The sequence below is a fragment of the Streptomyces sp. NRRL S-455 genome, from assembly GCF_000717875.1.
GTDB lineage: Bacteria > Actinomycetota > Actinomycetes > Streptomycetales > Streptomycetaceae > Streptomyces.
Window position 1 is genome coordinate 196,489 of sequence record NZ_JOCT01000004.1, and the last position, 12,591, is coordinate 209,079.

A 12,591-nucleotide genomic window follows, 5' to 3' on the forward strand; every position below is an offset into this window, starting at 1 on the left:
GGGGACCACCCGCACACCCGCCCCCGGCCCCAGAACACTGGGGACCACCGGCACACCCGCCACGCCCCGCTGTGCTGACGCCGGGTCACCGGCGGGCCGGGCGCCCCGCGAGGGCGCCGAGGGCCCGCAGCGCCGGGGAGCGGCCGGCCCGCGGGACGGTCCACAGCACCTGGCCGCGGACGCCCCACCCGGCGAGCAGGGCGTTGGCCGCCAGGAAACCGGTCGTGGCGGCCCGTTCCATCAGGGCCACGGGCAGGTCGCAGCGGATCCCGTCGCCGGCCAGCGTCAGCCAGGGGTGGGGGGTCGTCACGGTGGGGCGCCGGTGGTGCGTGCCCGCCAGGAAGTGCGGGCAGTCCGAGCGCCACTCGTGCCGGGCGTCGACGACACGCGCCGTACGGGTCTCCGGGTACACCCGCCGCAGCTGCTCGAGCAACTCGTTCCGCACGGTCCCGGGTTCCGTGCCGTCGGGGACGGCGTAGGCGTGCAGTTCCACCACCGAACCCGCGTTCCTCGCGGCCCAGCCGGCGGCCTCGCCCTCGTAGCGTTCCAGGACGCTGATGTTGTCCAGGCCGCCGTACCCGCTGGTGCCGAGGAAGCCGGGGCGGTCGGCGCGGACCGGCCGGTCGAGCCAGAGCCGGGAGACGAGGAACGGCGGGGCGGTGCGCAGGGCGGCGATGTCGTCGCGCCAGGTGCCGGTGCCCAGGCCGGGCGAGCCGGCGACGACCTGCCGCAGTCCCCCGGTGTCGAGGGCCAGCACCACGGCGTCGTGCCGGTCGGTGCCGCTGCCGGTGCGCACCTCGGCTCCCCCGGTGCCGGCCGGGTCCACGCCGAGCACGGCCGTGCCGGTGCGGACGTCCGTGCCGAGCCGCCCGAGATACGCCCCGAGCGGCTCCCACAGGGCCTGCGGGAAGGGCTCGTCGGGCACATCGAACAGCAGCCCTTCCGAGGAGCCGAGGAAGTAGATGTGGAACATCAGCATCAGTTCGGCGGCGGACAGTTCGCGGGGGTCGGCGAAGAAGCTGCGGGTGAACACCTCGAAGGCCAGGTGGTGCGCGGCCTCGGGGAAGCGCACGCCGTCCAGGAATGCGGCGGCGCTGGTGTGGTCGAAGCGTGCGTACACGTCGGGCACGCGCACATCCAGCAGCGGCAGCGCCGCCCGGGCGTCGAGGGCGGTGAGGTCGCGCCAGCCGAAGGTGGGGCTGAGCGCGGCGAAGCCGAGGGCGCTGAACGGCGGGGTGCGCGGGACGCGGGCGAAGCTGTCGGTGAGGCCGCCGCTGTGCCGCAGGGGGTAGTCGGGCAGCGGGGTGAGGCGCGCGAGAGCGGGGTCGGTCCGCCGCAGCAGGCCGCGCAGGTTGTAGTACTGGCGGAAGAAGGCGTGGAAGCCGCGGCTCATGGTCACCTCGGAGCCGTCCGCGAGCCGGGTGCGGTATCCGGCGAGGCGCCCGCCCAGGGACTCCTCCCGTTCGTACAGGGTCACCCGGGCGCCGCGTTCGGCCAGTCCGGTGGCCGCGGCGAGGCCGGCGATCCCGCCGCCCACCACGGCGACGGACGGCGCGGCCCCCCGTTCGAACCGGTCCCGGCCGGGGGCGGGCATCAGGACCTCGGCCTTGCGGTCCCGGCCGCGGCGGACGGTGCGGGCGCTCATCGGGTGCCCTCCGCCGCCGTCGTGGAGCCGTTACGGGCGACGAAGGTGTGGGTGATGCCGGTCTGCCACCCGGCGAGGGGCAGGGCCCGCGCGTCCGTGAACCCGGCCCGGGTCAGCCGGCCGGTGAAGGCGGAGGCGGTGTCGAAGGCGAGGACGCTGTGCCACAGGTGGTGGTACAGGGCCCGGTCACCGGTGAGGGTGCCCACCGGGATGATCACGCCCTGGCAGACGGCGGTCCACAGCGCACGGTGCGCCGGTGAGCCGCCGAGGCTGTACTCGTGGACGGCGAGCCGCCCGCCCGGCCGCAGCAGTGTCCGCACCGTGCGCAGCACGCCGTCCGGGTCGGAGACGTTGCGGAACAGGTAGGCGGCGAAGACCGCGTCGAAGGGGCCTTCGCCGGCCGTCGTGAGTTCCTCGGCACTCAGGTGCAGGAACCGCACGCTGTCGGGCCACGGCTTGGCCACCGCCCTGTGCAGCATGCCCGAGGAGGCGTCCACGGCGGTGATCCGGGCCCGGGGCGCGGCGCGCAGCAGGGCCCGGGTGGAGGCGCCGGTGCCGCAGCCGAGGTCGAGCAGGTGCAGTCCGGCTCCGTCCCGGGGCAGCCGCAGCCGGCGGGCGGAGCGGAGCAGGTCGGTGCGGTAACCGGGGTTGAGGGCGGTGAGCCGGTCGTAGGTGCGGGACGCGTGGTCGAAGGCGTGTGCCAGGTCGTGGTCGCGCAGCAGGGTCATCGGGGGCTCTCTCCGGTGCGTGGGGCGGGGTGGGTGCGGCGGGGCAGGAAGGGCACTTCGACCGCGGTGCGGAGCATCGGGATCACCGGGGTGCGCAGTCCGATGCCCCACTCCTCCCGGAGCGAGGTGGCGCCGTCCAGGAAACGCAGCAGGCGGTGGGGCGGCGTCCGGCGGAACAGGCCGGTGAAGAACGCGGGGCCGTCGATCCGTCCGGTGTCCAGGGCCCGCAGCAGCACCGCGTCCATGAAGAGCGCCCGCCGCCCGTGCGGTGGGCGTACGGTGCCGTGGCCGTCCCGCAGGGCGGCGGCGACGGCCCGGCTGTGCCGCTGCACCGCGGCGAAGGTGTAGCCGGTGGCGGGGCGGGTGGCACCGCCCGCCGTCCCGATCCGGAACACGGCGTTTCCGGTGCGCCGGGGGAAGCGGGCGTCGGTCATCGGGATGACACCCTGCTCCGCCGACTCCACGCGGAACGCGCCCAGGCCCAGGACCTCGCGCGTGTAGTGACCGAGTGCCGCCTCGTACGCGGCGGTCGTCAGCGGGGCCCGGGAGAACTCGGTGTACTCGACGAGCGCCCGGTCGGGGGCCAGCGGAAGGACGTAGCCGAAGGCGAGCCCGTGCCGCGGCTGCGGCACCCGGAAGTCCATCAGGTCGGCGATCGCCGGGTCGAACCGGCCGGTGTCCGTGCGCACGAACCAGCCGCGGAAGTGCTGCAGCAGCCGCGTCCGGGCCGGCGGCAGGGCGGGCAGGGGCCGCGAGTCGAACACCCGCCGGGCGCGCAGGGTCAGCGTCCGGCCGCCGGGTGCCGTGCAGCGCACCTCCGCGCCTCCGGGCACGTCGCGCACGGTGTCCACGGTCGCGCGCAGCAGGCTGCCTCCGGGCGAGCGAGCGAGCCGCGCGTGCACCAGCCGTTCGAAGGCCGTGGAGCGCACCATGCGGTAGCGCGACGGCGCCGGGTCGACGGTGAGCGCGTCGCCGTGCGGGCCGTGCACCCGCAGCAGCGGCCAGGAGGCTTCCACGGCTTCCGCGAGGTCTCCGACGTCCTCGTCCCAGTAGCACCAGGTCCGCTCCGCCGGGCGCCCGGGCCCGTCCGGCTGCTCGACGACGGTCACGGTCGCGGCGCCGGTCTCGACCAGCCGGTACGCGAGACTCAGTCCGGCGGCACCGCCCCCGACGACCACCACGTCGGACGCTCCGCCGGGCGCCGGACTCACCGGGCACCGCTCCCGCCGGGCCGACCACCGGACATCCGGGCGTGCGCGCCGATCACCTTCACACCCCGCTCCCGCCACGGGCCGACCACTCCGACTGCTTCGAATCCGTTCATTGCCCCTTCCGGCCGTCGGCCGTGTTCGGATGCAGCAGTCCGGAACCTCCGCGATCGCGGCTACCGCGAGACGACCGACTCCAGGAGGGCCACGGCCTCCGCCAGCCCCGCCGGGCGCGGCAGTCCGGGCAGGGTCCGGCCGGCCCAGCCGGGCCCGATCGTCAGGACGACCGGTCCGCGGCGAGCACCGCGCACGCCCCACTCCATCGCGGCCACGTGCTGGGCCAGCGGCCGGCTGGCGGTGGTACGGGACTGCGCCCACAGCGCCACCGCGGCCGGCCCGGTTCTGCGGACGGCCGTCACGAGCGACTCCACGGGCAGCGCACCACCGAACATGCGCACCGGCAGACCGCGTTCGGCCAGCGCGGCGGCCAGTACTTCCAACGGCAGCGTGTGGTTCTCCCCCGGCACGCAGGCGAGCACCGTCACGGCGCCCGGGCGGTCGGCGACCGCGGCGGGAGCACCGCGCCGCAACGCGCCGGACACGTGCCAGGACAGGAAGTGCTCGACCTCGACGTACTTCTCTCCCGAGCTCTCCCACTTGCGGCCGACCGCCTGGAGCGTCGGCATGATCACCTCGGTCCAGGCGGCGACCAGCCCGTGCTCCTCGATCGCGTCCCTGAGCAGTTCGTCCAGTGCGGCGGCGTCGAGGCGCAGGGCGGCCCGGGCGATGCCCTTGCACTCCTGGCGCACGTCGCCCAGGCGCAGTCCGCTGCCCGCCCGGCTGCGGGCACGGGCGGAGGGTCGCGCCGCCACCCCGGAGGCCCGCGGGCCCGAGGCTGCCTCCGTGGACGCCCCGACGGCCCCCCGCCCGGAGGCCCCCGCCGTGGACGCCCCGACTGCCCCCCGCTCCGAGGCCGTGTCCGGGGACGAACCGGTGGCCCGTCGCCCCGCGACCCCCTCCGACGACACCTCGCCGCCGATCGTGGGCACCGCTTCCGGGGGCACCGCTTCACCGAGCACCGCGCGCGCCGCCTCGGCGGGAGGTATCCCGGTCGCCGTCAGGGCGCACATCCGCTCCAGCCGTGCCACGTCCGCGGCGGTCCACCGCCGGTGCCGTCCGCCGGTGTGCGCGTCGGGCCCGAGGCCGTAGCGGCGGTCCCAGGTGCGGACCGTGGTGGGCGCCACGCCCAGCCGCCGGGCCACCTCGCCGGTGGTCAGCCCGCCGCCCCGCGGCGCCTGCCCGCCACCCCGGTCGTCGTCCTGCCGTTCGTGTGCATCCATACCTCCGACTGTACGACGCACAAACGACGCATGTTGAGCTGCGTCGTTTATGCACCGAACACTGGAACTCGAGCGCACGGTCGCCGCTCCCCGGAGCGACAGGTGCGGCTGAGCACACGGCCTTCCGCCCCCGCGCGCCCGGCAGGAGGAACCAGGCCATGATCACCGACACACGACGCACCGCCTCCGCCCCGCCCGTGGAGGAGACGCGGTACGAGGAGGAGCTGGCCCGTGGACTGGTCGCCGCGGACGAGCAGGCGTTCGCCGCGATCTACCGGCGCTGGGGCTCGCTCGTCCACACCATGGCCACCCGGCTGCTCGGCGACACCCACGAGGCCGAGGACGTGACCCAGCAGGTCTTCCTCGGCGCCTGGCACGGGAGGGCCGGCTTCCGCCCGGAGCGGGGACCGCTCGGCGCCTGGCTGGTCGGCATCACACGCCGGAAGATCGTCGACGCGCTGGCGGCCAGGACGCGGCGCCTGACGCTGGCCGACTCGGCCGCCCACGACGCGAGCCCCGCGCCGGACGGCGACGCGGCACCGGACCGGGTCCTGGACCGGGTGCTGCTCGTCGACGCCCTGGCAGGACTGCCGCGCCACCAGCGGGAGGTGCTCTGCATGGCCTTCTACGAGGACCTGACACAAGCGCAGATCTCGGAGCGGACCGGCATGCCCCTGGGGACGGTCAAGAGTCACGCCCGCCGCGGCCTGCACCGGCTGCGCCAGGCGATCGAACAGACCCCGGCCCGCGGCACGGACCAACAGTCGCGATAAAACACGACAAAACGGCCACGTTCGCGCATCCGAGGCGGCCCCCACACCTGAAACAGGACCGAGACTCCGCACCGTGCGGAGTCTCCGTTCGAAGGATTGATTTTGATGACCTCTCGTATCCGCCTCGCCGTCGCCGCCTCTGCCGGTGCCTGCGCCCTGGCCCTCGGCACGACCGCACCCGCCCTGGCCGGCGATTCCGACAAGGCCATGGTGTCCGTCTTCCACGGCATCCCCGGGATGACGGTGGACGTGTACGCCAACGGCGACGAACTGCTCAGCGACTTCAAGCCCGGCACGGTGACGGACCCTCAGTCCCTCACCGCCGGCACCTATGACATACAGATCTTCGAGGCGGGCCAGAGTCCTGACGGCACGCCGGCCCTGGAGAAGAAGGTGGAGGTGCCCGAAGGCGGGAACGCCACGGTCGCCGCCCATCTCTCCGCCGGGGGTGATCCGCGACTGACGGCCTTCACCAACGACGTCTCGCAAGTGGGCGCCGACAAGTCGCGCCTGACGGTGCGCCATGTCGCGGCCGCGCCGGCCGTCGACGTCCGGGCCGGCGGACAGCCGGTCTTCAACGACCTGACCAACCCGAAGGAGGCCACCGCCGAGGTCGACGCGGGCACCGTCAACGCCGACGTGGTCCTCGCCGGTACGGACACCGTGGCCATCGGCCCGGCCGACCTGAACCTGAAGGAGGGCACCGGCAACGTCGTCTACGCCTGGGGCAGCGCCGAGGACAAGAACCTCGCCCTGGCGACCCAGACGTTCAGCGACACGGGGTCGAAGCCGTGATCCCGGGCGGCAGCGGCACCGCCCGGCGTGGCTGACGACACCCGACGGCGGACCGGACCGACCGAGGCGGCTGCCGCCCTGGCAGCCGCCCTCGGCTTCCCGGACACGCCGTCGGACCGCGCCGCACCTCCGCGCGACCTCGTGGCGGCGCCCGCGGACCGGCAGGAGGGCGCGGCCTGGAAGGCAGGTCAGCGGAAGGAGGGGGTGGCCCCCGAGGTCGGCGCCCGGCAGGGTGCGGCACGCCGGGACGAAGCCGGTGCCTCACCGCGTCGTCTCGCGGGACACCATGCCGGAGGAGGAACCGCCGCCCTCGGTTTTCCGCCGGTCGGGCGCCCCCGCCCTCCCCCTCAACACCTGTGCGCCGCCGTTCGTCCCCGAGCCCGGAGGCCACCTGTCCGGCCTCGTGGTCACGGCGGAGCCCGTCGAGTCCCGCACTCCGGGGAACAGGAGGGCGCAGTGGCCCACGTAGAGCCCGCGCACCTGGTGGAACTGGCGCTGGGAAACGCCGCGCCGGGCGGGCAACTCGCCGACGCCCTGCTCCACATCGAGCAGTGCGACCACTGCCGCGCCGAGCTGCGGATGATGACCCGCGTGGTGATCGCCGCCCGCTCCGCGAATCTGGTGGACCTGCCGACCGCCCCTCCGGAGCGGGTCTGGCAGCGAATCACACGGGACCTGTCCCGCGAGACCACCGCCCCCGGGCCGCCCGGCGGCCCCCTCAGTCTCCTCGGCCCCGGGAAGCGAAAACTCCTCGCCGCAGGAGTCGCACTCACCGCGATCGCCGCCGCTGCGGCCGCCCACTGGTCCCGACACGACCACCCGACCACCCGAACGCCGGACCCGTAGCGTCAGCCGCGGTCTCCTCCCAACCCAGGCCGTACCGCGAGATGGTTGACGGGTTGCCGGACCGGCCCATGGCAAGGAGCCCCGCGCCCCTCGCGCCGGAGCCGCCCACACCGCCCACTCCCGCTGAGGCACCGGCCAACCTGCTGGAGCGCCCCGGCATCCCGGGTCTGCACGGCCACAAGTACGCCATCGACGCCCTCGTCGCCGCGATGGCACTCCGCTCCCCGGCACCCGTCCTCGTACTGACCTCGGACCGCGACGACTGGTCGAAACTGTGCGGCGACCGCGTACAGCTCAAGGACGTTTGACCGAGCGCGCGAGGGTGGTGGCCCCCTGGGTGGCGGCCCAGTGGGCGAGCAGGCGCAGGCCCCTGCTCGGAGGGCGATCCTGGTTCAGCCGTGTGGATGGTGAGGCTGAGGCCCCGGGAGCTGCCGGGCGCTCAGTGTGAGAGCAGCGCGCCGAAGTCGATCTTCCCGCTCTGCACTTGCGCGTCGCGGGGCTCGTTGAGTCCGCCGTCGGTGATGTACAGCCGCTTCCCGCGCACCGCGGTGGCGGTGGGCGAGGCGACGCCGTCCGAGGCGGTCAGCACGGTCCTGGTGGTGCCGTTCGGGTAGACGACCGCGATCTGGTTCTGCGTGTTCAGCGCGGCGAACACGACGTTGGAGTGGTCGCTGAGGAAGTTGAAGTCATCGATGCCAGTGAGGCCGCTGGTGACGGTGTGGACCCGGCCCGGAGCTCCGGTAGCGGTGACGGGGATCCGCAGCAGGGTGCCCTTGCTGAGGTTGGAGACCCATACGGCGCCGTTGTGGAAACGGAGTCCGTTCGCACCGTACGGCACGGGTGCGGACGCCTTGATCGCGAGGGCGGGGTCGGCCAGCCACGCGGTCGCGGGACCGCCGGAGACCGGGACGGCCCAGACGGTGCCCATCTGGCTGTCGGCGACGTACAAGGTGCGCCCGGCCGGATCGATGGCCAGACCGTTGGGGACTCCGCCCGCGGGCAATGCCGCGATGCGGTGAGGAGTGCCGCCGAGCGGCAGCTTCCACACCCCGTTCCGGGAGGCGTCGGAGGACCACACGTTGTAGTAGACGGTGCCGTCGTGGCCGCGAGTGTTGCCGGTGATTCCGTCGCCCTTCCGCCCGGTGACCAGCACCGTGCGCTGCCCGGACGGTGCGATCCGCACCAGTGCCGGCCGTTCGCCCGCGGGTGTGCCCACCATCGAGACGGTCAGCGAATTGTCCCGGGCGACGGTGACGTTCTCGGGCACGTCGCCGGTGGCGAAGTCGAAGGCAGCCACGGTCTTCACGTGGGTGACGGCGGGCTGCGCGTCCGCGTGTCCGGTCGCGGCGGACGCGTACGGTGCCGAGACGATGACGGCTGCGGTCGCGGAGATCGCCGCGAGCTTGAATGGCTTCTTCATGGGTATTTCTTTCCTGATCGTTGCGCTCTTTCGTTCTTTGCGTCGGCGCCGCACGGGTATCGAGGTGTTCAGGGGCCTGGTGTCAGAAGTGGGGAGAGCCACGCACAACCGGGCCCAGGACCGTGAGACTTCGGGTAGCCCCTAGTCGGGGATCGGGAAGCCGGCGTTCTCCAGGTTGAGCGAGTCCGGGTCGGGTCCGCCGCGTACGCCGGTGTCGAGGGCGTCGATCGCGGCCACCTCGTCGGGGGTCAGGGCGAAGTCGAAGACGTCGAAGTTCTCGGCGATGCGATGGGCCTTCACGGACTTGGGGATCGCGCAGAAGCCGTGGTCGAGGTGCCAGCGCAGCACGACCTGCGCGGGTGTCTTCGCGTACTTGTCGGCCAGGGCGGTGATGACGGGGTCTTCGAGTGGGTTGGTGTCGGCGCCCCGGTAGACGTAGGAGCCGCCGATGGGCGACCACGACTGGGTCAGGATGCCGTGGCTCTCGTTCGCTGCGCGCCACTCGCCTTGCGTGTAGTAGGGGTGCACCTGGATCTGGTTCACCGCCGGAACGATGTCGGTGCGGGAGAGGAGCTCGTCGAGCTGCTTGGGCGTCTGGTTCGACACACCGATCGCACGGACGCGCCCCTCGGCGAGGAGCTTCTCCGCCGCCTTGTACGCCGCGATCGTCCGCTCGAAGTCGGACGGCAGCGGCTGGTGCAGCAGCCACAGGTCGAGCTGCTCGATGCCCAGCTTGCGCAGACTCACGTCGAAGGCCCGCAGCGCGGAGTCGTAGCCGTAGTCGCTGATCCACACCTTGGTCGTCACGAAGATCTCGGAGCGGTCCACGTCGGAGCGGGCGATCGCCTCGCCGACCTCCCGCTCGTTGAAGTAGGCGGCTGCGGTATCGATCAGCCGGTAGCCGTCATGCAGCGCGGTCAGGACCGCGTCGGTGGTCTCCTCGGGGCGCTCTGGTAGACGCCGAGTCCCAGGGCGGGGATCCGTACGCCGTTGTTCAGGGTGATGAGTGGGTTCGTTGCGGTCATGGTTCGCTCCAATCGTGGTGGGCGCACGCGGCCCGCGTGCGGACGGACGGGAGGAGGGACGCGGGCTCAGTCGTCAGAGACCGCTGTGGGCAGTTCGACGCCTGTGAGATCGGCGCAGTACTTCAGCAGCCGGTCCTGCACTTCGGGCGACCGCGTCGCCGGGTGCGGAGGGCGGGGCTGCTGGTGGTGGAAGTAGCGGCCGATGACCAACGCCGCCGCGTCGTCGTCGGCCGCCGGCCAGGCCTGGGTCACCGGAGCCGGCCGCAGGTCGTCGGTGGCGCCGCTCCCGCCCATCTTCGTGGCGACCCAGCCCGGGTCGACGGCATCGGAGAGCACCTCGGGCCATTTCCTCGCGACGGCGAGTATGAGAGCGGTGACGGAACGGGCCGACGGAGGCTGGTGACTTACCGGTTGATGGTCTTCTGCTGCGCTGCGGTGTACCGCTCGCCCTTGATCTGCACCTGGGCAACGGCCTCTTCGATGCGCTTGAGGTCCTCGGAGGTCAGTTCCACGTTGTCGGCGCCGATGTTCTCTTCGAGGCGGTGCAGCTTCGTCGTGCCCGGGATCGGTGCGATCCACGGCTTCTGCGCCAGCAGCCACGCGATGGCGGTCTGTGCCCGGGTCGCCTGCTTGGCGTCCGCGATCTCACCCAGCAGCGCGATCAGTGCGAGGTTGGCCTCACGCGCCTCTTCCTCGAAGCGCGGCAGCACGTTACGGATGTCGTTGGCCTCGAACTTCGTGTCCTGACTGATCGCGCCGGTCAGGAAGCCCTTGCCGAGCGGGCTGAACGGCACGAAACCGATGCCCAGCTCTTCCAGGGTCGGCAGGATGATCTCCTCGGGCTCGCGCCACCACAGCGAGTACTCGCTCTGCAGGGCCGTGACCGGCTGGACCGCGTGGGCCCTGCGGATGACGTCCGGACCCGCTTCGGACAGGCCAAAGTGCTTGACCTTGCCTTCCTGGATGAGCTCCCGGACCGTCCCCGCGACCTCTTCGATCGGCACGTCGGGGTCCACCCGGTGCTGGTAGAACAGATCGATGCGGTCGGTCTGCAGACGCTGCAGGGACTGCTCGGCGACCAGCCGGATCCGCTCCGGCCGACTGTCCAGCCCCGCTGTGGAGTTGCCGTCCTTGAACCCGAACTTCGTGGCGATGGAGACCTGGTCGCGCACCGGCGCCAGTGCCTCGCCCACCAGCCTTTCGTTCGCTTCCCCGTACGCCTCCGCGGTGTCGAAGAGCGTCACACCGCGCTCGGCGGCCGCCCGGATCAGCTCGATGGCCTCACCCGTGTCCGCGGCCTGGCCGTAGCCGAAGGTCATTCCCATGCAGCCGAGCCCGATCGACGACACTTCGAGCCCGCTGTTTCCCAGTTCACGCTTCTTCATTTCGTTCTCCTTTCGAGTGGCCACGAGCGACGACAACGCCCGGACCGGTGTGGGTCCTGTGTGTTTGACCTGTTACAGAAATCAGCCGATTTGAAGGGTTTGCGATGGGAACACCCTGTGGTGTCCCGTAGTCAGGCCGCCACGCGGTGGGCCTGAGCCTTGTGCGAGGTCTCCTCGTCCGCCGCAGGCAGGGACACCTGAGGCACGGCGGTCCGGGTGGCGCGCATCGCGGCGAGGACGAGCAGGGGAATCAGGCCCAGGCCGGCCATGACCGCACCCACCACCTCCGGTCCGGTCACGCCCAGGGAGGTGTCCAAGGTCGTGCCCGCCAGCCAGGAGACGAGGGCGATCCCCATGTTGAAGGCCGACACCGTCAAGGCAGCGGCGAGGGCGGGCGAGGAGTGTCCGAAGCGCACGGCCAGCGGGGTGGCGATCGATGTGATGCCCAGGCCCGTCACACCCAGGAGCACCACCAGGACGACGGTCGCCACGGGACTGGTGGACAGCGGGATCAGCAGGAGCAGCACCAGCACCGAGGCGACGGAGGTGGTGATGAACGTGGCCAGCGGCTTGCGGTCGCCGAGGCGCCCGGTGATGTTCGTGCCCAGCAGAGCACCGACGCCGAAGCCGACCAGGACGAGCGGTACGGCTCCTTCGGAGATCCCGGTCCGCTCGGTGAGCAGCGGAGAGATGTAGCTGTACGCGGCCATGAAGCCACCCGTGACGAGCGCGGTGGCGGCAAGGACCAGCCACATACGGCCATGGCGCAGTACGGCGAGCTGGGAGCGGACGGAGGGGGTCACCTCGGCGCGTTCCGCGGCGGGGATGAACCGGCCGATGACCAGGGCAGCCACGCCCGCGAGGGCGGCCAGCGCCCAGAACGTGCCGCGCCAGCCGATCGCCTGACCGACCCAGGAGCCCAGCGGCACACCGGCCACGATGGCCAGGCTCATGCCGCTCATCATCACGCCCATGGCGCGGGAGGCGGCGGCCGGTCCCACGGCGGAGGTGGCCACGACCGAGCCGACGGAGATGAAGGTACCGGTGGCCAGCGCGATGATCACACGGGCCGCGAGCACGATGGGGAAGGAGGAGCTGAGTGCGGCGATCACGTGGCCGACGGCGAACACGGCAAGCGCCAGGACCAGGGTGAAACGCCTGGGCAGGCGCAGCGTGGCGATCGAGATCGTGGGCGCGCCCACGATCATGCCGACCGCGAACGCCGTGATCAGCAGGCCGGCCGTGGAGACGCTGACGCCGAGGTCGGCGGACACCTCGGGCAGGAGGGCCGCGATGATGAACTCACTGGTGACCATCACGAAGGTGCCGAGGGCCAGCAGCGGGACGACGAACGGCAGCCTGGCGGGCTTTTCTCGGTGAGAAGACATGCGGAGGTAGAGCCTTTGCTGGATGTGGGGGTGAAACA

The 12,591-nt window shown here is 72.5% G+C and carries 11 protein-coding genes and 2 pseudogenes; 4 read left to right on the top strand and 9 right to left on the bottom strand.

The features are described 5' to 3' along the window. Positions 1 to 85 precede the first annotated feature (85 nt). From IE97_RS0106485 to IE97_RS0106500, 4 genes are all read right to left on the bottom strand, one after another. Positions 86 to 1,645, bottom strand: a complete 1,560-nt coding sequence (locus tag IE97_RS0106485) for an FAD-dependent oxidoreductase (protein ID WP_030232685.1) — start codon at positions 1,643 to 1,645, stop codon at positions 86 to 88. Beyond that, positions 1,642 to 2,373 (bottom strand): class I SAM-dependent methyltransferase, encoded by a 732-nt coding sequence (locus IE97_RS0106490; RefSeq protein WP_030232689.1) that lies wholly within the window; start codon positions 2,371 to 2,373, stop codon positions 1,642 to 1,644. The genes IE97_RS0106485 and IE97_RS0106490 overlap by 4 nt, the downstream gene beginning before the upstream one ends. Beyond that, positions 2,370 to 3,584 (bottom strand): lycopene cyclase family protein, encoded by a 1,215-nt coding sequence (locus IE97_RS0106495; RefSeq protein ID WP_030232691.1) that lies wholly within the window; start codon positions 3,582 to 3,584, stop codon positions 2,370 to 2,372. Before IE97_RS0106495 ends, IE97_RS0106490 begins: the two co-directional genes overlap by 4 nt. A gap of 173 nt (positions 3,585 to 3,757) precedes the next feature. After that, positions 3,758 to 4,921, bottom strand: a complete 1,164-nt coding sequence (locus IE97_RS0106500; RefSeq protein WP_037844037.1) for a MerR family transcriptional regulator — start codon at positions 4,919 to 4,921, stop codon at positions 3,758 to 3,760. A gap of 158 nt (positions 4,922 to 5,079) precedes the next feature. On the opposite strand from IE97_RS0106500, the gene IE97_RS0106505 reads away from it, so the two are divergent. From IE97_RS0106505 to IE97_RS0106525, 4 genes and pseudogenes are all read left to right on the top strand, one after another. Continuing rightward, positions 5,080 to 5,694, top strand: a complete 615-nt coding sequence (locus IE97_RS0106505; protein WP_030232696.1) for an RNA polymerase sigma factor — start codon at positions 5,080 to 5,082, stop codon at positions 5,692 to 5,694. 105 nt (positions 5,695 to 5,799) lie between these two features. Then, a complete protein-coding gene (locus tag IE97_RS0106510; protein ID WP_030898350.1) occupies positions 5,800 to 6,489 on the top strand; it encodes a DUF4397 domain-containing protein in 690 nt (229 codons plus the stop codon). A 456-nt stretch (positions 6,490 to 6,945) separates the two neighbouring features. Beyond that, positions 6,946 to 7,335, top strand: coding sequence for a hypothetical protein (locus IE97_RS39205; protein WP_051704865.1), 390 nt, complete (start codon positions 6,946 to 6,948; stop codon positions 7,333 to 7,335). Between the two features lie 164 nt (positions 7,336 to 7,499). Continuing rightward, positions 7,500 to 7,643: pseudogene (locus tag IE97_RS0106525) on the top strand (DNA-binding protein); the annotation flags it as partial. A gap of 131 nt (positions 7,644 to 7,774) precedes the next feature. Here the strand turns inward: IE97_RS0106525 and IE97_RS0106530 are convergent. The 5 genes and pseudogenes from IE97_RS0106530 to IE97_RS0106550 form a co-directional block, all read right to left on the bottom strand. Then, a complete protein-coding gene (locus IE97_RS0106530) occupies positions 7,775 to 8,755 on the bottom strand; it encodes a hypothetical protein (protein WP_030232714.1) in 981 nt (326 codons plus the stop codon). A 141-nt stretch (positions 8,756 to 8,896) separates the two neighbouring features. Then, positions 8,897 to 9,780 (bottom strand): annotated as a pseudogene (locus IE97_RS38245) (aldo/keto reductase). 66 nt (positions 9,781 to 9,846) lie between these two features. Then, on the bottom strand, positions 9,847 to 10,116 hold the full coding sequence (locus IE97_RS0106540; protein ID WP_199807064.1) for a hypothetical protein: 270 nt from the start codon (positions 10,114 to 10,116) through the stop codon (positions 9,847 to 9,849). A 68-nt stretch (positions 10,117 to 10,184) separates the two neighbouring features. After that, on the bottom strand, positions 10,185 to 11,165 hold the full coding sequence (locus tag IE97_RS0106545) for an aldo/keto reductase (RefSeq protein ID WP_030232721.1): 981 nt from the start codon (positions 11,163 to 11,165) through the stop codon (positions 10,185 to 10,187). Positions 11,166 to 11,296: 131 nt separating this feature from the next. Next, complete coding sequence (locus tag IE97_RS0106550) at positions 11,297 to 12,553, bottom strand: MFS transporter (RefSeq protein ID WP_030232723.1); 1,257 nt, start codon at positions 12,551 to 12,553, stop codon at positions 11,297 to 11,299. Positions 12,554 to 12,591: the final 38 nt, after the last annotated feature.

Excerpts from the sequence above, each read along its gene's own strand:
- IE97_RS0106485 (WP_030232685.1), bottom strand. The coding sequence starts at position 1,645 with ATGAGCGCCCGCACCGTCCGCCGCGGCCGGGACCGCAAGGCCGAGGTC.
- IE97_RS0106490 (WP_030232689.1), bottom strand. The coding sequence starts at position 2,373 with ATGACCCTGCTGCGCGACCACGACCTGGCACACGCCTTCGACCACGCG.
- IE97_RS0106500 (WP_037844037.1), bottom strand. The coding sequence starts at position 4,921 with ATGGATGCACACGAACGGCAGGACGACGACCGGGGTGGCGGGCAGGCG.
- IE97_RS0106505 (WP_030232696.1), top strand. The coding sequence starts at position 5,080 with ATGATCACCGACACACGACGCACCGCCTCCGCCCCGCCCGTGGAGGAG.
- IE97_RS0106510 (WP_030898350.1), top strand. The coding sequence starts at position 5,800 with ATGACCTCTCGTATCCGCCTCGCCGTCGCCGCCTCTGCCGGTGCCTGC.
- IE97_RS0106530 (WP_030232714.1), bottom strand. The coding sequence starts at position 8,755 with ATGAAGAAGCCATTCAAGCTCGCGGCGATCTCCGCGACCGCAGCCGTC.
- IE97_RS0106545 (WP_030232721.1), bottom strand. The coding sequence starts at position 11,165 with ATGAAGAAGCGTGAACTGGGAAACAGCGGGCTCGAAGTGTCGTCGATC.
- IE97_RS0106550 (WP_030232723.1), bottom strand. The coding sequence starts at position 12,553 with ATGTCTTCTCACCGAGAAAAGCCCGCCAGGCTGCCGTTCGTCGTCCCG.